General features: G+C 62.7%; 20 protein-coding genes. 13 read left to right on the top strand and 7 right to left on the bottom strand.

The window, feature by feature from the left end; genetic code table 11:
• The first annotated feature begins 1 nt into the window (after nucleotide 1).
• From ACT01B_RS15145 to ACT01B_RS15130, 4 genes are all read left to right on the top strand, one after another.
• Nucleotides 2–1,507 (top strand): efflux transporter outer membrane subunit, encoded by a 1,506-nt coding sequence (locus tag ACT01B_RS15145; protein ID WP_445144062.1) that lies wholly within the window; start codon nucleotides 2–4, stop codon nucleotides 1,505–1,507.
• Nucleotides 1,508–2,140: 633 nt separating this feature from the next.
• On the top strand, nucleotides 2,141–2,503 hold the full coding sequence (locus tag ACT01B_RS15140; RefSeq protein ID WP_445144061.1) for a PadR family transcriptional regulator: 363 nt from the start codon (nucleotides 2,141–2,143) through the stop codon (nucleotides 2,501–2,503).
• Nucleotides 2,503–3,408: a sensor domain-containing protein gene (locus ACT01B_RS15135; RefSeq protein ID WP_445144060.1), complete on the top strand. Its 906-nt coding sequence runs from the start codon at nucleotides 2,503–2,505 to the stop codon at nucleotides 3,406–3,408. The genes ACT01B_RS15140 and ACT01B_RS15135 overlap by 1 nt, the downstream gene beginning before the upstream one ends.
• Before the next feature lie 3 nt (nucleotides 3,409–3,411).
• A complete protein-coding gene (locus ACT01B_RS15130) occupies nucleotides 3,412–3,858 on the top strand; it encodes a DUF1579 family protein (RefSeq protein WP_445144059.1) in 447 nt (148 codons plus the stop codon).
• Nucleotides 3,859–4,015: 157 nt separating this feature from the next.
• Here the strand turns inward: ACT01B_RS15130 and ACT01B_RS15125 are convergent, their stop codons facing one another.
• The 3 genes from ACT01B_RS15125 to ACT01B_RS15115 form a co-directional block, all read right to left on the bottom strand.
• The gene (locus tag ACT01B_RS15125; protein WP_445144058.1) at nucleotides 4,016–5,218 is read right to left on the bottom strand and encodes a DUF1501 domain-containing protein; all 1,203 of its coding nucleotides are present in this window, start codon (nucleotides 5,216–5,218) and stop codon (nucleotides 4,016–4,018) included.
• 11 nt (nucleotides 5,219–5,229) lie between these two features.
• A complete protein-coding gene (locus ACT01B_RS15120) occupies nucleotides 5,230–6,789 on the bottom strand; it encodes a DUF1800 domain-containing protein (RefSeq protein ID WP_445144057.1) in 1,560 nt (519 codons plus the stop codon).
• A 174-nt stretch (nucleotides 6,790–6,963) separates the two neighbouring features.
• Nucleotides 6,964–7,251, bottom strand: coding sequence for a hypothetical protein (locus ACT01B_RS15115; RefSeq protein WP_445144056.1), 288 nt, complete (start codon nucleotides 7,249–7,251; stop codon nucleotides 6,964–6,966).
• A gap of 142 nt (nucleotides 7,252–7,393) precedes the next feature.
• Between ACT01B_RS15115 and ACT01B_RS15110 the strand changes: the two genes are divergently transcribed.
• The gene (locus ACT01B_RS15110) at nucleotides 7,394–8,002 is read left to right on the top strand and encodes a class I SAM-dependent DNA methyltransferase (protein ID WP_445144055.1); all 609 of its coding nucleotides are present in this window, start codon (nucleotides 7,394–7,396) and stop codon (nucleotides 8,000–8,002) included.
• Here the strand turns inward: ACT01B_RS15110 and ACT01B_RS15105 are convergent, their stop codons facing one another.
• From ACT01B_RS15105 to typA, 3 genes are all read right to left on the bottom strand, one after another.
• Complete coding sequence (locus ACT01B_RS15105; RefSeq protein WP_445144054.1) at nucleotides 8,003–9,292, bottom strand: carbohydrate porin; 1,290 nt, start codon at nucleotides 9,290–9,292, stop codon at nucleotides 8,003–8,005.
• Nucleotides 9,293–9,491: 199 nt separating this feature from the next.
• Nucleotides 9,492–10,325, bottom strand: a complete 834-nt coding sequence (locus ACT01B_RS15100) for a class I SAM-dependent methyltransferase (RefSeq protein WP_445144053.1) — start codon at nucleotides 10,323–10,325, stop codon at nucleotides 9,492–9,494.
• A gap of 225 nt (nucleotides 10,326–10,550) precedes the next feature.
• Nucleotides 10,551–12,395: a translational GTPase TypA gene (gene typA / locus ACT01B_RS15095; protein WP_445144052.1), complete on the bottom strand. Its 1,845-nt coding sequence runs from the start codon at nucleotides 12,393–12,395 to the stop codon at nucleotides 10,551–10,553.
• Nucleotides 12,396–12,579: 184 nt separating this feature from the next.
• Between typA and ACT01B_RS15090 the strand changes: the two genes are divergently transcribed.
• The 3 genes from ACT01B_RS15090 (at nucleotide 12,580) to ACT01B_RS15080 (ending at nucleotide 15,737) form a co-directional block, all read left to right on the top strand.
• Nucleotides 12,580–14,526 carry a 3-hydroxybutyrate oligomer hydrolase family protein gene (locus ACT01B_RS15090; protein WP_445144051.1) on the top strand — a complete coding sequence of 649 codons (1,947 nt, stop codon included), beginning with the start codon at nucleotides 12,580–12,582 and terminating at the stop codon, nucleotides 14,524–14,526.
• A 118-nt stretch (nucleotides 14,527–14,644) separates the two neighbouring features.
• Entirely contained in the window at nucleotides 14,645–15,154 is a 510-nt protein-coding gene (locus tag ACT01B_RS15085; protein WP_445144050.1) for a peptidylprolyl isomerase, read from the top strand.
• 154 nt (nucleotides 15,155–15,308) lie between these two features.
• Nucleotides 15,309–15,737, top strand: a complete 429-nt coding sequence (locus ACT01B_RS15080) for a YidB family protein (protein WP_445144049.1) — start codon at nucleotides 15,309–15,311, stop codon at nucleotides 15,735–15,737.
• 58 nt (nucleotides 15,738–15,795) lie between these two features.
• Here ACT01B_RS15080 and ACT01B_RS15075 read toward each other — a convergent pair whose 3' ends face one another.
• A complete protein-coding gene (locus tag ACT01B_RS15075; RefSeq protein WP_445144048.1) occupies nucleotides 15,796–16,053 on the bottom strand; it encodes a GlsB/YeaQ/YmgE family stress response membrane protein in 258 nt (85 codons plus the stop codon).
• 235 nt (nucleotides 16,054–16,288) lie between these two features.
• Between ACT01B_RS15075 and ACT01B_RS15070 the strand changes: the two genes are divergently transcribed.
• The 5 genes from ACT01B_RS15070 (at nucleotide 16,289) to prpB (ending at nucleotide 22,278) form a co-directional block, all read left to right on the top strand.
• Nucleotides 16,289–17,488 carry a pyridoxal phosphate-dependent aminotransferase gene (locus ACT01B_RS15070; protein WP_445144047.1) on the top strand — a complete coding sequence of 400 codons (1,200 nt, stop codon included), beginning with the start codon at nucleotides 16,289–16,291 and terminating at the stop codon, nucleotides 17,486–17,488.
• Between the two features lie 83 nt (nucleotides 17,489–17,571).
• Nucleotides 17,572–18,558, top strand: coding sequence for a malate dehydrogenase (locus tag ACT01B_RS15065; protein ID WP_445144046.1), 987 nt, complete (start codon nucleotides 17,572–17,574; stop codon nucleotides 18,556–18,558).
• A 162-nt stretch (nucleotides 18,559–18,720) separates the two neighbouring features.
• Complete coding sequence (locus ACT01B_RS15060) at nucleotides 18,721–19,062, top strand: hypothetical protein (protein ID WP_445144045.1); 342 nt, start codon at nucleotides 18,721–18,723, stop codon at nucleotides 19,060–19,062.
• Between the two features lie 131 nt (nucleotides 19,063–19,193).
• The gene (prpE, locus tag ACT01B_RS15055) at nucleotides 19,194–21,089 is read left to right on the top strand and encodes a propionate--CoA ligase (RefSeq protein ID WP_445147499.1); all 1,896 of its coding nucleotides are present in this window, start codon (nucleotides 19,194–19,196) and stop codon (nucleotides 21,087–21,089) included.
• A 301-nt stretch (nucleotides 21,090–21,390) separates the two neighbouring features.
• Nucleotides 21,391–22,278 (top strand): methylisocitrate lyase, encoded by an 888-nt coding sequence (prpB, locus tag ACT01B_RS15050; protein WP_445144044.1) that lies wholly within the window; start codon nucleotides 21,391–21,393, stop codon nucleotides 22,276–22,278.
• Nucleotides 22,279–22,348 lie beyond the last annotated feature (70 nt).

Here is a 22,348-nt window from a genome sequence, read left to right as displayed (position 1 = left end):
CATGATCACTCCGAAGCGCTCTTCATTCGCTACTCGAGCCACCCATCTTGGCGTGTATGTCCTCTCATTGGCGGTGGCAGGTTGCGCGGTGGGGCCAGACTTTGTCGCGCCCAAGGCCAGTGCGCCCCAGGACTGGGCAAGCTGGCGTAGCGCAGATCCCACGCTCGTCACCCCCGTGCTTACGAATACTCCGCTCACGCCGGACTGGTGGAAAGCGTTCGATGATCCGGTGTTGAACCAGCTGGAAGATCGCGCTTTTGCAGCCAACTCGGACCTTCAGAAGGCCGTACTGCATCTTGCCCAGTCGCGCGTGCAACGCAGCACGGTGGCGGCGCAGCGCTGGCCAGACGTCAATGCCAGTGCCGGCGAAAATCGCCAGCGCATGAGCGAGTCAGGCGCAAGCGTGCGCATCGTGCAGGGTCTCGGGCAGCCAGAGCAGCAGAAGCAGCTGATCGATCTGCTCAGTCGACCGTACAATCTCTATCAGGCAGGTGTCGATGCTTCCTGGGAGCTCGATCTTTGGGGTCGCGTGCGCCGCTCCGTGGAGGCCGCGGATGCAGACGTCGCGCAACAGTCTGCCCTGCTGAACGCCACCCGCTTGAGCGTTGCCAGCGATGTGGCCCGCACCTATGTCCAGTTGCGTGTCGCGCAGCGTCAGCTTCGGTTGACCCAGGACGACATCACGGCGATGGAGCAGCGACTCAATCTGATTGCAGTGCGCGTCAACGCCGGCACGCTCGATCACGTCAACCTGGAGCAGCAGCGCGCCGAACTGTCGGGCCTGCGGGCGCAACTGCCCGGCTTGATGGTTCAGACCAGCACGTACGAGAACCAGCTCGGTCTGCTGCTGGGCGAACATCCGGGCGCGCTGCACGACCTGTTGCAGCCATCGACGGCTGATCCATGGCAGATGCCTCCTGATCTCAGCCCCGGCGTGCCTTCCGACGTCGCCGCCCGCCGGCCCGACATCCGTGCCGCTGAACAACGCTTGCGCAGCGCCACCGCCAATATCGGTGTTGCCAAGGCAGACCTTTATCCGCGAGTAACGCTGGGCGCCCAGTTTGGCTACGAGTCCTATCTAGGCAGCGACTTCGGCAACTGGGGAAGCCGCACGTGGTCGATCGGTCCTTCGCTCAGTTTGCCGCTGTTTGATCATGGCCGCCGCGTCAGTATTGTCCACCTGCGCGAGTTGCAGCAGCAGGAAGCCGCCATCGATTATCACCACACTGTGCTTCAGGCCTGGCAAGAGATCGACAACGCGTTGAATGGATACACCGCCGACCGGCAGCAGACGCAACAACTGCTAGCTCGCGTCGCCAGCGCCAATGAGGCCTACAAGCTCATCCAGGTCAAGTACGACGCCGGTACCGTCGACTTTCTCAGCGTCCTCGACAGTCACCGCACCTATCTTCAGGCGCGGCGCGACCTCGTGGCCAGCGAAGGACAGCTCCATATCCAGTTCGTCGCCGTGAACAGTGCTGTAGGCAATACGCCTGGCGGCAGCTAGAAATACGAGGGTGGCGCTGCCGCTGGGGACGAAGCCACGCTAAAGCCACGCGAAGCTTTGCGTGAGAAAGGCACACCCTTTGCGGAATTAGGACTGGGCGATGCCGGGCATCACGGATGCCGCCATCATCGACGGGCAATGTCTAGTCGTTCGAAGGTCACTACTAGTCAGATTTAGCGAGTCCGGTCGGAAAGCTGCTCGATTCCGCGAGCTCCATGACCGCCGTTCGGCCGAAAGCAGGTCTTGTGCCGAGGGCGGCTCATTGGCACGCTGGAAAGGTCCGCTGCCGACCTTAAGGCCCTGCAGCGTCGCGGCTCGCCCTGGCTCGCCGGCCTGGCTTCGTCACATAGTTGACGGAACGGCTCAGGGCATGAAGCAGACCTTTCGTGGGCCACTAAAGCGAGGCCGAGCCGTGCCGGTGGCCCGAAGCTCGCGAACTGATCCCCCGAGTACCCAGCTGCCGCCTGTCCCCTCAGTCGGCTGAGCTCGCTGATACCAATGTTTGTACAGCCGGTACATACATTGGTGTCATGCCCAGGTTATCCGGCTGCCAGTCCATGACTTCAGGCCCATGCACTAGTGTTAACTCGATACTATGGTTGACTCCAAGGTACGTAGCAGTGCGGGTGGGTTATGGAAGATACCGGCAGCCATCTGAAGAAATTCCAGAAGGAGCTCTCGGCTGGCACCGTGTCCCTGGTGTTGCTGGCGGTGCTGGGGCAGTCGCGGCAGCCTATGTATGGCTATCAAATCGCCAAACGCCTCGAGGATGTGGGGGAAGGGGTGTTGGCGGGCAAGCAGAGCGCGCTGTATCCGGTGCTGCGCAACTTGGAGGCCGCTGGCTTGCTGGCCAGCGAGGTGGGGCCATCAAGCAGTGGGCCACCTCGCCGCTACTACCGCATTACGAAGTTGGGTCGCGACGTGCTGCGTGACTGGGTGGATGCCTGGAATGCCACGCGCGATTCGGTCGATTCCGTTTTGCAAGGAGGGGTGTAATGAACGCACCACGTACGATCAACGAGTATCTGAAGCAACTGCGGGATGCTTTGCGCGGTGCTGATCCGGCCTTGGTCCAGGACGCGCTGTATGACGCGGAAGAACATCTGCGCGCCGAGCTGGCGGAAAATCCCCAGCGCAGTGAAGCGGACATGTTGGCGCATGTGGTTGGTACCTACGGCGCACCAGATGAAGTGGCGGATCTCTACCGCGATCAGGAGATCAAGATCCAGCGCGCCCTGCGTCCGCCGCCGATGCCCAAGCGCAGCTCTGCCATGGGGCGCTTCTTCGGTGTCGCTGCAGATCCGCGCACCTGGGGTGCCATGTTCTACATGGTGCTGGCGTTGGCCACCGGAATCTTCTATTTCACCTGGGCAGTGACCGGTATTTCGCTATCGCTGGGGCTGTTGGTGCTGATTGTCGGCATCCCCTTTGTCGTGCTGTTTCTCAGCACGGTGCGTGCGTTGTCGCTGTTGGAAGGGCGCATTGTCGAGACGATGCTGGGGGTGCGCATGCCGCGTCGGCCTCCTTATCCGGCACTCGCAGGCATGTCGCTCATGCAGCGTGTGGGAGCCATCTTCACGGATGGGCGCACGTGGACCATGCTGTTCTACATGATCCTGATGCTGCCGCTGGGCATCATCTATTTCGTCTTTACCGTCGTGCCCATGGTCGTGTCGCTGGCTTTTATCGCGTCGCCGATCGGATTGGCTTTCAACAACGACAATGTCCTGATCAATTGGGGCCTGGGATCGCATGAGCCGGGCTTTGGCGACGCGATCGTCCTTTGCATCATCGGTATCGTCCTGCTGTTTGCCACGCTGCATCTGGTGCGTGCGCTGGGCAAGCTGCACGGTGCCATCGCGAAGGGCCTGCTGGTTCGCTCGGACGATCAAAGGGCTTAAGCGATGGCGATGCTCGCGCTTTCCGCATTGGCCGGTGACTGGATCGGTGACGAACAGATCGCTACGACGCGCTGGGGCCAGGGCGGACCCGCCGTGGGTCACATCCATGCGCGCCTCGAACTAGGTGGCCGCGCGCTGGTGCAGGACTATCGCGAAGAACGTGATGGCAAGACGGCGCTACAGGTTCATGCGGTCTTCGTAGCCGGTCCGGAGCATGATCAGTACGGCTTGTACTGGTTTGACAGTTACGGCTTTACGCCTGCCGTGCCGGCGCCGGGTCTGTGGGACGGGCAGCGTCTTACGTTTGTGCGCAGCTCGTCACGCGGGCAGACGCGGCATGTTTACGAGTTGCTGGGTGAGGGCGCGTTTTTGTTGAAGCTGGAAAGTTCGTTCGATAGCGGTGTCAGCTGGGAGTCGGTGATGACGGGTAGTTATCGTCGAACGAACTGAGTTAAGAGAGCTGCGAAAGACACCCCTTCCTCTACGTCATCCCAGCTTGACCAGCCCTACGGCCGTTCAAAGCCGCTGGGATGACCAGCTTGGCACGAGGCCATTCGAGGTTCCCTTACGCGCAGATCGCGCACGAGGTGCGTGATCTGCGGTCTGCTTACACCAGCTGCAGATCCTTCGGCTTGGAACCCGGGAACACAGTCTGTATCTGACTGCCGGAAAGGCCCCAGGTTTTGCTGAGCAATCCGCCCAACATGTCGCGATAGTTGGTCAGCACAGGGTAGTCCCGATTCTGCAGCAGGTTCTGCGCGTTTACAGCTACCTGCGGCCCGGCGATGCGGCCACCATTGACCTTGCCACCCAGCACCCAATGCACGGTACCGTGGCCGTGGTCGGTGCCCTTGTTGCCGTTCTCGCGGAACGTGCGCCCGAACTCCGACATCACCACCACCACGGTGTTGTTCCACTCATCGCCCAGCGCGTCTGCATAGGCGGCCAAACCCTTGCTGAGGTTGGTAAGATTGTTGGCAAGCTGTCCGCTGGTGCTGCCCTGATTGACGTGGGTATCCCAGCCGCCTACGTCGACGAAGCCCAGGCGGTACTGGTCACGCATCATTGTCGCCATGCGTTGGGTCTCTTCGGCGAAGCTCTTGGCGTTGGCGGCGCCGCGATTGGCCTTCATCATCTCGTCCTGCAATTCCTTGGACACGCTTTGGCGCAGTTCCAGGCCGTCGGCAGCAGCCGAGGCGAGCGAGGTGTTCTGGTACATGCCGGCGAGGATGCTGGCTTGCCGATCGTCGAAGACCGCCTTGGTATTGCCGCGCAGCGAGATATTGGGAATGTCGTGATTGCCGCCCTGGAAGCTCAGCGGCAATGCGTCGGTGAACGCAATGGAAGGCACCTTTGCCATCTGACCCGACAGGCGCGCCATGAAGCCAGAACGGAAGTCGCTGCGCTGGCTGCTGGGTTCGCCGGATTCGATATTGTCCTGCGTCTCGAAATGGCTGCGCGACATATCGTCGGTACCAGCGAACGGCACGAAGGCGATCTGGCGTTTCTGCCATAGCGGGTAGAGTGAATCGCGCAGCGCTGGATTAAGCCCCCACTCGCTGTCGAGCCCAATCGCGCTGTTCTGGTTGTACGGGTCAGGCCTGGCGATCGACAGCGTGGGGCGCGACTCGTAATAGAAGTCGCTGCCATAGGGTATGAGCAGGTTGTTGCAGTCGTAGCCGCCGCGCAGGAACACCAGCAGGAAACGGGGTGCGCTGGCCGGTGCGGCAAAAAGTTTGCCGGAGAAGGACAGGGTCGGGGCGGCGACAGCGGCAGTAGCGGCGGCGAGCAGGAATTCTCGGCGATTCATGGCGGTCGGCCTCAGCGATAGTTGAAGTCGGGAGAGGAGAGCAGGAACGTGTTCCATTCCTGCTGCGAAGTAGCCTTGGCCAGTGCATCGCGCGTCTGCGGGGCCAATCGCGGGTCGAACGTGTCGTAATAGAGTCGCGTGGTCAGCATGGGGAAATCGCCACCCACCTTGACCGTGCCTTCGGGTGTCAGCAGGCGGTTGTTGCCAGTGCCGATAGCTCCGGCGATCTCAAAGCGTTTGGCCATCTGTCCCGAGCTGGACCAGCCACTGCCTTCCAGCGGCCAGCCATCCGGCGTGAGTCGGCCGAATACCGGTTCGCCCAGCTGGTTCAACCAATTTAGCAGGGGCTTGGCATTGGCGATGGGCTTGCCGTCGTAGGCCATGCGCACCGAGGACACCACGAACTGCATGGGATCCTTGAACTTCTTGCCGTAGCTGCTGGCCAGCTCCTTCGACTCCAGCATGGTGCGTAGGACGGCCGCGATGTCGCCGTCGGTGCGCTGGAACGTCTTGGCCATCTTCGCGACCAGGGCCGGCGGTGGCTCATCAGCGACGAAGTATTCCGCGAGCTGCTTCGATATGAACTGCGCGCAGGCCGGTTGGCGGGTGATCAGTTCGACCGCCTCGCTCACTTCATCGAAGCCGCGGCCCTTGATCTTTTGTCCCAGCAACACCTTGTCGCTGTAATCGTGGCGCATGGGGTTGAACTCGAACATGCCGTTGCGCACGAACATGGCGGCGTAGCGCGGATGTTGGAGGAGCGCGGGACGGTCGCGCAGCGGTGCGACGCCGGAGCCGGTGAGGATCAGGGCCAGCTGCTGCACGTCCTGCTGGGTGTAGCCAGAACCGACGCCGAGCGTGTGCAGCTCCATCAACTCACGTGCGTAGTTTTCGTTGACGTGGTCCTTGGCATTCTGGGCGTTGTCGAGAAACTCCATCATCGCCGGGCTTTCCAGCGTGGCCATCACCAGGTCGCGGAACTTGCCCAGGGCGTGCGGCCGGATGGAGTTCTGCACATAGTCGTTGGCGACCCAGCGCACGCGGCCCTTGCCGGCGTACACGCTGAAGTGATTCAGCCAGAACCACACCATTTGCTCTTTCAGCTGGTTCTCGCCGTAGATGGCATGCAAGATCTCGATCTGCTGCGCCTGCTGACCCAGATCATTGGCGCGCTGCTGCTCGGCTTTCTTGGCGGCCGTCTTGTCGTCGCCGTCGGGCATGTCCTTGATCTTCTGCTGCTCGTCGCGGAAATTGGTGAGCAATTGCTCCAAAGGCGTGCTCGCCACTTCGTAGCTGCTGATCAGGGCAGCGATCTGCGGCGGCAAGCGATCGTCGCTGCCATGCCCATCGAGCTGCTCGTCCAGGAAGCGCGAGCGGCCCAGTTCGCGGTACCGGGTGACCGTGGCGCTATCGAGCTCGAAACTGTCGCGGCGTAGCCAGGCGATGTCGTCGTCGCTCAGCGGATGTGGCTCTCGCGCCATGGCACCGGCAGGGCCGAGTACCAGCAGCAAACCGAGCAGGGCCAGCCAGGGGCGGGCGCGACGGGACGAGGCCTTCGGGGTAGGGCGCATGCGTCGGGTTTCCTGGTGACGAGAGTGAACGACAACCGTTGCCAGGTAGTGTCAACGCGGGAGTTGTCGTCCCGCTTACCGGGGACGCTTCGAAAATGTGACCGATTAGGCGCGGATTCATCCGCCGGACCCGCCCTATAGGCCTCCCTGGGGTCGCGGGGGGGGCTGGCGACGCTAGAACTCGTCGACGAACTCGACCACGGCACCCAGCTGGCTGGACTCGAGCTCGGTGACCGCACGCACGGCATCGGCGTGCAGGTGATCGGCCGCCCGCACCTCGATCAGGAACAACTCGCCGCGGTTGTCGTCGATCAGGTCGCTGGAGCTGGAGTCGTCACGCAAGGACGGCGCAGGGTCGTCGATTTCCTCCACGTGCTCGATGCCATCGATACCGTGAAGAACGGTAAGCAGCGTGTCAGCATCATTGCGGCTGCCGGTCATGCGGATGCGGATCGTGGGCATGGTGTTCTGCTCTCGTTTCCACTGTCACTATGCTCCCGCGATCCATGTTCACGGCAGGTGATCGTCGACGCCGGCAAAGCAACCAGCGCCGCGTGATGAGGGCGAACACGCCTTATCATGTGGTGTTTGCCGGAGCAGCCTTGTGCCCAAGATTTACGACCGCGCCTATTTCGATAAATGGTATCGCCACCCCGACCACGCGGTTGCCTCGCCGGCCGAGCTGCGGCGCAAGGTGGCGATGGCGGTGGGCCAGGCCGAGTATTACCTCGGGCGATCCGTGCGCAGCGTGCTGGACGTGGGCTGCGGTGAAGGCGTTTGGCGGGCACCGCTGCGTGCGTTGCGGCCCGACCTTCATTACCAGGGGCTGGATGCGAGCGAATATGCGGTGGCGCGTTATGGCGCCCGCCGGAATATCGGGCTTGCGCGCTTCGGGCAACTGGAACAGCTGCGCTTCGACCACCGCTTCGACCTGATCGTCTGTACCGACGTGCTGCACTACCTCAAGCCCGCGGAGATACGCGCCGGCCTGGTGGGTATCAGCGACATGCTGGAGGGAGTGGCCTTTCTCGAAGTATTTACCAGCCGCGATGGCGTGGATGGCGATATGGACGGCTTCCATTCGCGCGCGCCGTCCTGGTATCTGAAAGCGTTTGGCGAAGTGGGCCTGCTGCCATGTGGCTCGCATTGCTATCTCGGGCCCCGGCTGGATCGTCGTATTGCGGCGCTGGAAAGGGCGCAGCTGGCGAGGTGATCAGAGCTCGAGATGGGCGCGCAAGCCGACGAAACGCGCGGGCCCCCGATCGCGGTTGTAGCCGGGGTTATGGATCAGCTGCAGATCCGGGCTAAGGGTGAGATGTGCGACAGGCGTAAAGCTGTAATACGCCTCGAGGATCTGTTCGCGACCGTAGTTGAGCGCACCATCGCCCAGGACAAATCCCTCGCCGCCCAGGGCAAGATAGTCGGCATGGATCGACGATAGTCCATTGATCGCCAACGCGATCGAGAAGTGGTCGGTGGGACGACCCCAATGGGCGCCGGACAGTTGCAGTCCACCGCTAAGCGTGCGGTCGACCTCGGTGAACACGAACGATTCGGTGCGCCCGTCGTTCCAGCCGGCGCGCATGAACAGTCCGGTGTCGCCGTCGTCGGCCAGTGGCAGTTCGCCGTTCAGGCCGAAACCGTATTTGTGCCGTCCCGGCTGATCGTCGGCCCGGATATCGGGTAGCTGGCCGGTGGCCTGCGCGATGGCGATGGCGTCCTCGTAGATGCCCATGCGGGCCTTGTTGCGAAAGGCCAACAGACGCAGCGCCCATCCATCGACTCGCGGCTGCAGGGTCAGCTCGAGCTGCTGACCGTTGGAGTCGGGAAGGGAATAGACCAGCCGTTGCCCGTTTGCTTCATAAGGCATCAGGTAGATGCCATAGCGCAGACTCCAGCTCCGATGGGCCCACGCAACCACCAAGCCGTCGGTATAGCCGCGCGTATCGGCAGCGAAATCCCAGGCGGTATTGTTGAACAACGACCAGTTCATGAACTGGGTGCGGGTACTGCCGGCATAGCGGTTCTTGTCGAGATCATCATTGACGGCCATCGTGCCCAGCTTCACCTCGATCTGTTGGGTGGACTCCTTGCCCGGCAAATGGTCCTGGCTGCGTTCGACATCGACGCTGTCCTCGCCCAGCGGCAGGCTCCAGCGCAGGAAGGCGCGCGCGAGATACGGTCCCTTGCCGAGTCCGGCTGTGCCCGAGCGGATCACATCGCCATTGGTGAGACCGCCAAGACCGGTGGCGCCGGAAACACCTTCACCCTTGAACATCTCCACGTCCGCATAGAGCTGCAAGTGTGCGGGCAGGGCCACGCCGAAGTAGGCACCAAAAGTGTGGGAGCGCGCGGTGTCGCCCTCAGGGTGCAGGCTGAGGTTGCCGGCGTAGGGCGAGTGCAGCGAATCCTGGTGCTGGTCAACAAAGGTGTATTGCGCGCCGAGCCATTGCGGCACCCACAGGCGCGCCTCATCAGCATGAAGGGCCAGTGAGGCGAGCATCAGGTACGCCATGGCTTGGATACGTGCTAATCGCATGGTTCGAGATGAGGGTCGATAGGGGCAGAGGGGCGAACGCTAGCTCACGAAGGCGACGCGGCCCATGAAAGAGGCTGGCATGTGGCGACTTGCCACTGTTACGAGGATAGCCCCGCTTTCACCGATGTCGCTGTGGAAGCTGCGATTTGCGCTTTCGAGCGGGTTACCAGGAGGCCGTAACAACAATCCCGTGGTTCTTGCTGGGCAGCGCGATTTCGATGTGCAGATTCGGACGCAGCAGTGGCATCAGGTCCAGCGTCCGTTGTGCCACGTTTTTCCAGCGAACCGCCGATCGCATGTAGGTCGGCATGAGCCGCGCTTTCACTGGCACGAAGTCCGGCGACAGTAGCCGAAAGTACTCCAACACTTCTCGTCGGCTGTATTCGCGCCAGTGATGCGCGTAGGTGTGCGTATGAAGAATTTCCCCGACCGAAATCCCGCCTCCCATCCCCCTGAGATAGCGCATGAATTGCCATGCACGCCCTTTCCATGAGTAGTAGTTGGGTGTCGTCACGACAATCCGTCCACCAGGCGCCAGGATGCGATGCACCTGACGCCAGAACGCGATCGGATTGAAGGTGATGTGCTCGATAATTTCCGTGAACAAAACGATGTCCGCAGAATTGTCGGGTAACGCGGCCAATTCGTCGGCACGTTCAAGATCGGCGCACGGGATCAGCGGGATGCCCAGGGCCTGGGCTATATTCTTCACGTTTTCGGCTTGGAACGTGCCAGGCAGATCCACCGCGCTGACGTCAAAGCCTGCCATTCGCCACATGACGGACTGGTGCAGCCAATGCGCGCCGATGTCCAGGACGCGACGGCCGTCATGCTTCCACGTCGATTGGAATTCATCGAGCGTGGTTGCAAAGCGCTGGAAGTGGTCTGAGAGATACTCGATCGGCGTACCGCCGTAGCGTTCGAAGAGCGCGCAAAACTCCTGGTAGACCCGCGCGTCATGCGTCCGTATCACATCCGCCATGATGTCTATATCCATGTGATCATCGCCGCTGCGGTGGCTACCGCGTGGCGCAGGGCATGCGCGCTCTCGCGGGACTGGGTGAATCTTGGCTTGCTATCCCTTGTAACGGTCACCGATTCAGGGGTGAATTGCAACACGGGCATGCTGGCTGGCGTTTCTCATTTAGCACGTGGGGAGGATGGGCGCCAACAAAAAACGCCCGGCAAGCCGGGCGTTTTTTGGTTTACTTGGCGTGGACGATCAACCGCGCGAAGCGCGCTTGCGATCGTTCTCTGTCAGATGCTTCTTGCGCATGCGGATTTCCTTCGGGGTGACTTCGACCAACTCGTCGTCGTCGATGAAGTCCAGCGCCTGCTCCAGCGAGAACTTGGTCGCCGGGGTGAGCTGAATCGCATCGTCCTTGCCGGAGGCGCGCATATTGGTCAGCGGCTTCGGCTTGATGGCATTGACGGTAAGGTCGTTGTCCTTGGCGTGGATGCCGATCAGCTGGCCTTCGTAAATCGAGTCACCCTCGGCAGCGAACAGCTTGCCACGGTCCTGCAGCGGTCCAAGCGAGTAGGCAGGGGTGGTGCCGCCCGCATTGGCGATCATGACGCCGTTGAGGCGCTTGGCGATCGCGCCGACTTCCATCGGACCGTAATGGTCGAACACGTGGAACAGCAGGCCCGAACCCTGGGTCAGGGTCTTGAACTGGTTCTGGAAGCCAATCAGGCCACGCGCCGGAATCATGTACTCAAGGCGTACGCGGCCCTTGCCGTCCGGCTCCATGTTCTTGAGCTGGCCCTTGCGGATGCCCAGGCGCTCCATCACTGGACCCTGATGGGTTTCCTCGAGGTCGACCACCAGCTGTTCGATCGGCTCCATCTTCTGGCCGTCGATTTCCTTGATGATCACTTCCGGACGCGACACGGCGAGCTCGTAGCCTTCGCGACGCATGTTTTCGATCAGCACCGACAGATGCAGTTCGCCACGGCCTGACACCAGGAACTTGTCGGCGTCGGAGCCGTCTTCCACGCGCAGGGCGACGTTGTGCACCGTCTCGCGCTCGAGGCGCTCGCGCAGCTGGCGGCTGGTCAGGAACTTGCCACCCGACAGGTCCTTGCTGCCGACGAAGGGCGAGTTGTTGACCTGGAAGGTCATGCTGATCATCGGCTCGTCAACGGTCAGCGGCGGCAGCGCTTCCGGCGTGTCCAGTGAGGTGATGGTGTCCGAAATGGTCAGCTCGGAGATGCCCGAGATAGCGATGATGTCGCCAGCTTCGGCGGTTTCCTGCTCGATGCGCTCGAGGCCGAGGAAGCCGAGCACTTGCGCGACCTTGCCTTGGCGCTTCTTGCCATGGCGGTCGATCACGGCCACCGGCATGTTCTTCTTCAGCATGCCGCGCTGGATGCGGCCAATGCCGATGATGCCGACGAAGTTGTTGTAGTCGAGCTGGCTGATGCGCATCTGGAACGGGCCGTCCGGATCGACATCCGGCTTCGGCGCGTGCTGCATGATCGCTTCGTACAGCGGGGTCATGTCGCCTTCGCGGACGTTCTCGTCGAGCGAGGCATAGCCGTTGAGTGCCGAGGCGTAGACGATCGGGAAGTCCATCTGCTCATCGGTGGCGCCGAGGCGCTCGAACAGGTCCCATACCTGCTCGACGACCCACTCCGGGCGGGCGCCCGGGCGGTCGACCTTGTTGACCACGACCACCGGCTTGAAGCCCATCGCGAACGCCTTCTGCGTCACGAAGCGGGTCTGCGGCATCGGGCCATCCATCGCGTCGACCAGGATCAGCACCGTGTCGACCATCGACAGCACGCGCTCGACCTCGCCGCCGAAGTCGGCATGGCCAGGGGTGTCGACGATGTTGATGCGGTTCTTGGCACCGGTCTTCTTGTCTTCCCAGGTGATGGCCGTGTTCTTGGCCAGGATCGTGATGCCACGCTCCTTTTCCTGGTCATTGCTGTCCATCACGCGCTCGGCCAGCACGGTGCGCTCGTTGAGCGTGCCGGACTGTTTCAGCAGCTGATCGACGAGCGTGGTTTTGCCGTGGTCGACGTGGGCGACGATGGCGATATTGCGCAGATTTTCGATGGACATGAGGTCGGCTCGGGCGGCTCTGGGCCGTCACGTGAGGTTTCTGAAGGGCGAATCGGACGATTATACGGACTTATGTGACAACTTGCCTCAAATCCGCTTGCAACCTTGTTCAGGCAACGAAAAAAGGCCCGCGCCGGGTGTCGCCAGGGGGCAACGGGGCGTCTAGCGTCAGGATCGCAAGTTCATGGCGTCACGTGACTGCGACCGCTTCTGTGCTGGACTTTCGTACGATGATGCGTCTGCTCCCACGTTCCTGGTGGACGGCATGAAGAAGGGTTTCCCTCGATGGATCCTGCTGCTCGCGCCCTTGCTGGCGTCGTGCGCTACCACGCCCGCGCCCAAGGAGTCCGGCATGCCACACCCTGATTTTTTGCGTGGCGAGGTGCGCATAACGGAGCATCGTGCGGGTGACGACCTGCTCAGCGCGGGTCTTGGCCTGGCTGGCCTGGCGGGCGCGCCATCGCCCTTTGCGCATTCCTTGCGGCCTACGCCGGAAGAGTTGCGTCGGCGCGCGATCCAGTCCAGCTGGAAGGGCATAGCCGATCTCGGCCCGCTTGGCGGTTTCGGTAGCGCGTATGGGGCTGTGCCCAAGGTACCTGGCCGCGAGTATCAGGCTTTCGCGTGGATTCCCGGCGCGCACGCGCCGCATCGTGTCCTGCTGCAGGTGCCCGATCAATTCGACGGCTCGAGGCGCTGCCTGGTGGTGACGGCATCCTCCGGATCGCGCGGCATCTACGGTGCCATTGCGCTGGCGGGTGCGTGGGGGCTGCCGCGGGGCTGTGCGGTGGCGTATACGGACAAGGGCACCGGCTCCGGCTATTTCGACTTTGCCGACGATAGTGGTGTAGCACTCGATGGCACGCGGGCCAGGCGCGATACGGCGACGCTGGAATTCGAACCGGTGGCCAGCAGGTCGCATGCGGGTATCGCCGTCAAGCATGCGAATTCCGGCGACAACCCCGAGGCCGACTGGGGCCGTCATGTGCTGCAGGCCGCGCAGTTTGGCCTGGCCATGCTCGATCGCGCGTTTCCCGAGCAGGCGCCGTTTACCGCGCAGAACACCCGCATCATCGCCACCGGTCTTTCCAATGGCGGCGGCGCGGTGCTGCAGGCGGCGGGGCTGGACGACGAGCACCTGCTCGCAGGCGTGGTCGCGCTGGAACCCAATGTCCGCGTACCGGAGCAGGGTCGTGCGCTTTTCGATTATGCGACCGAGGCTTCGATATGGATGCCTTGCGCGCTGCTCGATGCCCGCTTCGATGCCACACCTATGGCACGCACGCCCAAGGATGAGGCGCCGCCCGCATGGGCGCAGCGTTGTCACCAATTGCACGAGCATGGCTTGGTCAGCGGGACGGTGGTAAGCGAACAGGCGGCGCAGGCGTATGAGCATCTTCGTGCCGTCGGCTGGACCGATGAGGCGATGAAGGTCGCCGCCACCACCACGACGTTCGATATGTGGCGCGCCGTGACAGCCGCTTATGCCTCCGCCTATATGAGGCGTGGCCCGGCGGACATGCCGTGCGGTTTTCACTACGCCGCGGTGGGCGCAAACGGTGCGCCCGGCGCGGCGGATCCGGCGATGCGCGCCGCCTGGTGGGCTGACGCCTCGGGCATCCCTCCAGGGAACGGGGTGGGCCTGTTAGGCGGAACCGATCACTCGCTCGATCCGACCCTGCCGGGCGCGCTGTGCCTGCGCTCGCTTTGGGAGGATACCGATGCCAGCACCCAGGCCTTGCGCGACGGTGTAGCGGCCACCACGGTAAAGCTGCCCCGGGCCAGCCTGCCGGTGTGGGTGGTGCATGGTGCGGCCGACGGGCTGTTGCCCACCGCATTCACGTCGGAACCTTATATAGCCTGGCTGCGCGGCAAGGGTGGACACCCGTTGTATTGGAAGGTGCCGTACGCGCAGCATTTCGATGCCTTTCTTGCGCTGCCGGGCTTTGGCGACAAGCACGTGCCGCTATTGCCCTACGGTTACGCCGCGCTCGATCGGTTATGGGCGCATCTCTATGAGGGGGCGCCGTGGCCGGTCGTGGTACCGACGCCTGCTGCCCAGCCGCGTGGAACGGGGGCGCTTGTGCCAGCGGCGCTGGACTTGCCGGCAGCCTGGTCCCCTCGGCCGACTTGATCCGGCTTTTGGCAGTCGCACACCTTGTGAGCCGCTGCATGCGACCCCAGCTACGGTATCCTTGCCGCCCTGCAGCGCGCCTGTGGCTGCGCGCTGCCTCGAAACCTAAGGATTTCCGATGACCATCAACGTCACCTTCAACACCAACCGCGGTCCGATCCATCTGCGCCTGCATGAGGACAAGACCCCGGTGACCGTGGCCAGCTTCGTCAACCTGGTCCGCCGTGGCTACTACGATGGCCTGTCGTTCCACCGCGTGATCGCCGATTTCATGGTCCAGGGCGGCTGCCCGGAAGGCAGTGGTCGTGGCGGCCCGGGCTATCGTTTCGAAGACGAGTTCGACGCTTCGCTGCGTCATGACAAGCCGGGCGTGCTGTCGATGGCGAATGCCGGTCCGCGCACCAATGGCAGCCAGTTCTTCATCACCCATGGCGCCACGCCGTGGCTGGACGGCAAGCACAGCGTGTTTGGCGAAGTGGTCGGCCCGGAAGATCAGGCCGTGGTCGACGCCATCGTCCAGGGCGACGTCATCGAGAAGGTGATACTTGAAAGTGACGTCGACGCGCTGCTGGCCGCCCAGGCTGAGCGTGTGAAGGAATGGAACGACGTGCTCGATCAGCGCGGCTAAGCGCTTTTTGTCGAGCTGACGTGAAGAAGCCGCCGTTCTCCGAACGGCGGCTTTTTTCATGCCTCACGCTGTCATGGCAGCGTACGGATCAGAGGCCTAGAATCGATGGGCTCCACGCGATCTGCGTCATCCCACATTCCAAGGAGATGTAGCCATGTCATTTTTGAATGATCTGCTCGGTGGTGGTCAGGGCAATCAGGCCGGCGGCGCTTCACTGATTTCGATAGCCGGTGCGCTGATTGAAAAAGCGGGCGGCGTGCAGGGACTGGTGGCCATGCTGCAGCAACATGGCTTGGGCGAAGCGGCGCAGTCCTGGGTCGGCAACGGTTCCAATCAGCCGGTATCCAGCGAGCAGCTTGGCCAGGCCTTGCAGAATGGTGGCTTGGGTCCAGTCGTACAGGAGGCCGCGGGCAAGTTGGGCGTCGATCCGAGTCAGTTGCTGGGACAGCTCTCGCAGGTGCTGCCGCATGCGGTCGATCACCTCACGCCCAATGGTGAGGCGCCAGCTGCGGGTCAGGGCGGTCTGGATCTGGGTTCGCTCGCCTCGCTGGCGGGCAAGCTGTTTGGCAACAACGCGGCCTGAGCCCCGGTCGCGCGATCAAGATCGGCGGTGCGCAAGGCACCGCCGATATCGAGGTGCGTCACGTCAAGGCGTTGCGCCTGAACAGGAAGTGGTAGATCGCCAGCAGAATGACCGCGCCGCCGATCGATCCCAGGAAATGCACCATACCCGTTTCCCCCCACCACCCAAGCTTCTCACCGACATAGGTGGAGAGAAACGAGCCGGCGATACCCAGGATGGCGGTGATGATAAAACCCATCGCTTCTTTACCTGGCGTCAGCGCCTTGGCGATGATGCCCACGACCAGACCGACAATGATTACCCATAGCCAATGCATATTCGCGTGTCCTTGGTGATGGTTAGGAAAACCCCCTGAATCGTGTGCCGAGCCGCCTCCGGCGAGCTCCGTCGCCCCGTCCCACCCCCTTCGAATCGGGCGATAGCGGCTTGGCCATCATGCATCGTTCGCTGCCTGTAGCACAGGTGTTCGCGGGCCAGCCTGGCGGATGACGCGCCGCCGCATGCTAAAATCGCCGGGTTTGCTGCCTTCGTCCCCCTGTTACGAGGAAGTCATGCCCCAGCTAGCCCAGCGTGTCGGTCGCGCCAAACCCAGCGCGATCATGGTCATCGCCGAGAAGGCCAAGCAGCTCAAGGCTGCCGGTCGCGACATCATCAGCTTCTCCATTGGTGTACCGAATTTTCTTCCTGGCGAGCATGTCTATGCTGCCGCGCGCGAATCGCTTCAGCGCGACTCCGGTCAGTACGGCAGCAACCGTGGCGCCGATGCCTTGCTGGATGCCTTTCTGGCGCACATCGAAAAGCTGGGCTTCACCGGCTACGGCCGCAGCAACCTCTCCATCGGCATCGGCGCCAAGCACGTGCTGTACAACCTGGCCGAGGCCTTGTTGAACGAGGGCGACGAAATCACCTTTGCCGCGCCGTACTGGACCACCTACCGCGATATCGCCGACATTCTTGGCGCCAAGATCAATGTGTTGCCGTGCCCGCCGGAGCAGAACTACAAGCTCACGGCCGCGCAGCTCGATGCCGCGCTGGCGCGCAAGCCCAAGGTGTTCCTGTTCAACAATCCGTCCAATCCCACCGGCATGGTCTACACGCGCGACGAAATCGCTGCGCTGGCCGAGGTGCTGGTGAAGTACCCGGACACCTGGATCATCACCGACGACATCTACAACTCGATGGTGTTCGACGGCATCGGTTATCACAACTTCGTGCACGCGAAGCCGGAGCTAAAGGATCGCCTGATCTTCGTCGATTCCGTGTCCAAGACTTACGGCATGCCAGGTTGGCGCGTCGGTCTTATCGCGGGTCCTGAAGTGGTGGCCAAGGCCATCACCACGCTCAACTCCAATCACATCACCAGCCTGCCAGAAGTGATCACCGCCGCGGCGATCGCTGCGTTCGGTGGTCCGCAGGATGTGCCGCAAGCCAAGTGCGAGGAATTCGCTGGCAAGCGCGACATCGTGGTGAACGCCTTGCGCGCGATTCCCGGTGTGGTGTGCCCGCGTCCGCAGGGCGCGTTCTACGCTTTCCCTGATATTTCCGTCGCGTTCGGCAAGAGCCACAACGGCGTGCGCATCGACAGCGATGTCGACTTCTGCGCGGCGCTGCTCGAAGCCAAGGGCGTGGCCTGTGTGCCGGGTTCGGCCTTTGGTGAGCCACGCGCCCTGCGCATTTCCTACACCTGTCCCACGGCACAGTTGCAGCCTGGGTTGGAGCGGATCCAGGCGTTCTTCGCCGAACTGACCTGATCGTACCGGGCCCATGCTGCAAGGCATGGGCCCTTTGTTTTGTGTCTAGTCGCGTATCTAGCCAAGTTGAAGGAGTTACCCTGATGAAAGCCCCCGTTCGAGTTGCCGTTACCGGCGCAGCCGGCCAGATCGGCTACGCCTTGCTGTTCCGCATCGCCGCGGGCGACATGCTGGGTCCTGACCAGCCGGTGATCCTGCACCTGCTGGAAATCACCCCGGCTCTGCCCGCCCTGCAAGGCGTGGTGATGGAGCTCAACGATTGTGCGTTCCCGACCCTGGCCGGTGTCGTGGCCACCGATGACCTCAATGTCGCGTTCAAGGACGTGGATTACGCCCTGCTGGTCGGTGCGCGTCCGCGTGGCCCGGGTATGGAGCGCAAGGATCTGCTGGAAGCGAACGGCGCCATCTTCGGCCCGCAGGGCAAGGCACTGAACGATCACGCCAAGCGCGACGTGCGCGTGCTGGTGGTCGGCAACCCGGCTAACACCAATGCGCTGATCGCCCAGCAGAACGCCCCGGACCTCGACCCGGGTCGCTTCACCGCGATGGTCCGTCTCGACCACAACCGTGCGCTGTCGCAGCTGGCCGAGAAGACCGGCAAGCACAACACCGACATCAAGAAGATGACCATCTGGGGCAACCACAGCTCCACCCAGTACCCGGACCTGCACCACGCCACCGTCGGCGGCAAGGCCGCGCTGTCCCTGATCGACCAGGCCTGGTACGAGAGCGACTTCATTCCCACCGTGCAGCAGCGCGGCGCGGCGATCATCAAGGCGCGTGGCGCGTCGTCGGCGGCCTCCGCTGCGTCGGCCGCCGTCGATCACATGCGCACCTGGGCACTGGGCACCGCCGAGGGCGACTGGGTTTCCATGGGCATCCCGTCCGATGGTTCGTACGGCATCGCTCCGGGCGTGATCTACGGCTACCCGGTGACGGTGAAGAACGGCAAGTACGAAATCGTGCAGGGCCTGGCGATCAACGACTTCTCGCGTGCCCGCATGGACGCCACCGACAAGGAACTGCGCGAAGAGCGCGCCGGTGTCGAGCATCTGTTCGCCAAGAAGTAAGCATCGGATCCCACGCGTCATGCGTGCGACTGACGGAATGGGCGGCTTTGGCCGCCCATTTTGCTGTGTACTCGCCGTGTGCAGCTGAACCTCCTGCACGAGAGTGCTGGCGACGCGGACACGGATGGGTAGAATCCCCTGACCGTCAACCGGAAACTGGACATGAAACAACTTCTTGCGATCGCTGTCTGTAGTGTTTTGCTGACTGCCTGTGGCGGTACCCATGGATTGCGTGACAGCACGCCCAAGATGAGCAGCCGCACGACCAAGGACGTGCCGACCTACCTCGAATGCGTTCGCGCGAAGTGGGCCGAGTCTGCGCAAGTGAGCCTGTCGAACAAGAAGGAAGAGGGCACCCTGTCGGCCAACGACAAGGCGGGTGCGCACGAGCTTCTGGACGTAAAGGCAGATGGCACCGGCGCCTTGGTGACCATGTACGAGCACCAGGGCGAGAAGAAGGACTACAACTCGGCTTATCGCGACGCCGCGGTGTCCTGCCTGTAAGGCCTGTGGCGGCGTGACGATCGCATCGCCGGATCGACCGCCGCCCCAGCCTCGACCAAGGTCGCAAGGCCCGCTTCGCGCTGCTGATCTAGGCTGGCCTGGATCATGGGTTGATCGAGCAGGGTGGAGCGATGCGCTACGAGGAGTTTTATAGGCAGTCGGTGGAGCAGCCCGAGCTGTTCTGGGCCGAACAGGCGCGACGGATTTATTGGCATACGCCGCCACGGCAGATTCTCGACGCCTCCCATCCGCCCTTTCGCCAGTGGTTTGTCGGCGGCACCACCAATCTCTGCTTCAACGCCGTCGACCGCCACGTGTCCGAGCGCGGCGGGCAGCTCGCGCTCGTCGCCATCTCTACCGAAACCGGCATCACGCGCGAGCTCACCTATCGCGACCTTTATCGCGAGGTGAATACCTTCGCAGCGGTGCTTGGTTCGCTCGGTGTGGGCAAGGGCGATCGCGTCGTCGTCTATATGCCGAACATCGCCGAAGCGGTATTTGCGATGCTGGCCTGCGCGCGCATCGGTGCCATTCACTCCGTGGTATTCGGCGGATTCGCGGCGCATAACCTGGCGTTGCGCATCGACGACGCACAGCCCAAATTGGTGATCGCAACGGACGCCGGCATGCGTGGCGGCAAGGTCTTTCCCTACAAGCCGCTGGTCGACGCGGCGCTCGAAGAGGCGCGGTATCAGCCGGCCCACGTACTGTTGGTCGATCGGGGACTCGATCCGCAAATGACGCGCATCGCCGGGCGCGATCTTGACTACGCCAGTTTGCGTGCCTCGTATGAAGGCATGGAAGTGCCCGTCACCTGGCTGGAATCGAACGAGCCCAGTTATCTGCTCTATACCTCGGGTACCACCGGCAAGCCCAAGGGCATCCAGCGTGATGTCGGCGGTTATGCGGTAGCGATGGCGATGTCGATCACCACGATCTTCGACGTCGCGCCGGGGCAGGTGATGTTCTCCACCTCCGACGTGGGCTGGGCGGTGGGTCATTCCTACAACGTTTACGCACCGCTGATCGGTGGCGCAACCTCACTGCTGTATGAAGGACTGCCGAGCCAGCCCGATCCGGGCATCTGGTGGCAGCTGTGCGAGCGCTACAGCGTGCGTGCCATGTTCTCGTCCCCCACCGCCATTCGCGTGCTGAAGAAGCAGGACGCCAGCTGGCTGAAGAAGTACGACCTGTCGCGGCTCAAGTGGTTGTTCGTTGCCGGCGAGCCCTTGGACGAGCCCACGGCGCATTGGATTACCGAAGGCCTCGGTGTGCCGGTGATCGACAACTACTGGCAGACGGAGACCGGCTGGCCCGCCATCACCCTGATGCCAGGGCTGGATCTCAAACCCATAAAGTTCGGTTCGCCAGGGCTGCCCAGTCCTGGCTATCGCATGAAGGTGATCGACGAGGGCACGGGCGAGGAACTGCCGCCCAACCAGAAGGGTGTCCTGGTTTTCGTGCCGCCGTTGCCGCCGGGTTGCCTGAGCACCGTGTGGGGCGACGACGACCGTTACGTCAATAGCTATTTCAGCCACTTCAACGAGCTGCTCTATAGCTCGCTGGACTGGGCGATACGCGACGAGAACGGCTATACGACCATTCTTGGCCGCACCGACGACGTCATCAATGTCGCCGGCCATCGCCTGGGCAGCCGTGAAATCGAGGAGTCGGTGTCCACCCATCCGGCGTGCGCGGAAGTCGCCGTCGTAGGCGTACATGACGATCTGAAGGGGCAAGTGCCTGTGGTATTCGCCACGCTCAAGCAGGGTGTCACGGAAGAGCTGAGCGTCGTGGCGAAGGCGATGCAGCAGCGCGTGGTCGAACAACTCGGCGGCGTGGCGAAGCCCGCGCGGGTGTATGTGGTGAACGCGCTGCCCAAGACGCGTTCCGGCAAGCTGCTGCGACGTTCGTTGCAGGCGCTGGTGCAGCACACTGATCCGGGCGATCTCTCGACACTGGACGACCCAGGCGCGCTGGACGAGGTTCGGCGAGCACTGGAGCGCGGCCCGGACCAAGGTAGCTGAACTGTTGCATTTGTTTCCCTCTCCTTTTTTGGGGGGGCGGAGGGCAGGGTCGGACGCCAATCTGGCGATCGCGACGGTTCGAAGCTGGCTTGGTTTTGCTTTCGGCTCCGCCGCGAGTACCCACCCTTCATCCCAATCTCTGCTCTCCCACGGGGAAGGCCTTCGGGGCTCCCCTCGGGGAGAAAAGATGAGCGCCACGAGCCACGTTTAGCGCATGCAGCGTTCGAAACATTTCATGCTGCCGCGCAACAGGGTTTGCACACACGGTGCGCTAAAATCGATGTTTTAACGCGGAGGTTCCATGGCCCAGATCGCATCCCCCGGCGCGAAGTTTCGCGCGGCTCTGGCGGCTGAACACCCCTTGCAGGTGATCGGCGCCATCAACGCGAACCACGCCTTGCTCGCCAAGCGGGCAGGCTATCGCGCCATCTACCTGTCGGGCGGCGGTGTGGCCGCCGGTTCGTTGGGTCTGCCTGATCTTGGCATCAATACGCTGGACGACGTGCTCACTGACGTGCGCCGCATCACCGACGTATGCGATCTGCCACTGATGGTGGACATCGATACCGGCTTCGGTCCGAGCGCTTTCAATATTGCGCGCACGGTCAAGAGCCTGATCAAGTTCGGTGCGGCGGCCTGCCATATCGAAGACCAGGTCGGCGCTAAGCGCTGTGGCCATCGCCCCGGTAAGGAAATCGTGCCGGTGGGCGAGATGGCCGACCGCGTGAAGGCTGCCGCCGATGCCAAGACCGATGCGGATTTCTTCCTGATTGCCCGCACCGACGCGATCGCCGTGGATGGCGTGGATGCGGCGATTGAGCGGGCCATTGCCTGCGTCGAAGCCGGTGCCGACGGCATCTTCGCCGAGGCGGCCTACGACCTGCCGACCTACCGCCGTTTTGTCGACGCGGTGAAGGTGCCGGTGCTGGCCAATATCACCGAGTTCGGCCAGACGCCGCTGTTCAGCGTGGAAGAGTTGGCCACGGCCGGTGTCGGCATCGTGCTTTATCCCTTATCGGCGTTCCGGGCCATGAACAAGGCGGCCGAAAACGTCTACACCGCGATTCGCCGCGACGGTCACCAGCGCAATGTCATCGACAGCATGCAGACGCGCGAAGAGCTGTACGACCGCATCGGTTATCACGAGTACGAGCGCCGCCTGGACGAGCTTTTTTCCAAGAAGAGCTGATCGTCCCATGGATCCACGCGGCAGCTCGCTGTCGCCTACGTTTGAAGTTGCACGCGTCTTCAGGAGATGT

The sequence above is a fragment of the Dyella sp. Tek66A03 genome, from assembly GCF_052567735.1.
Note: the sequence above shows the minus strand (reverse complement) of the source record. Positions and strands in the feature narration are given on the sequence as shown.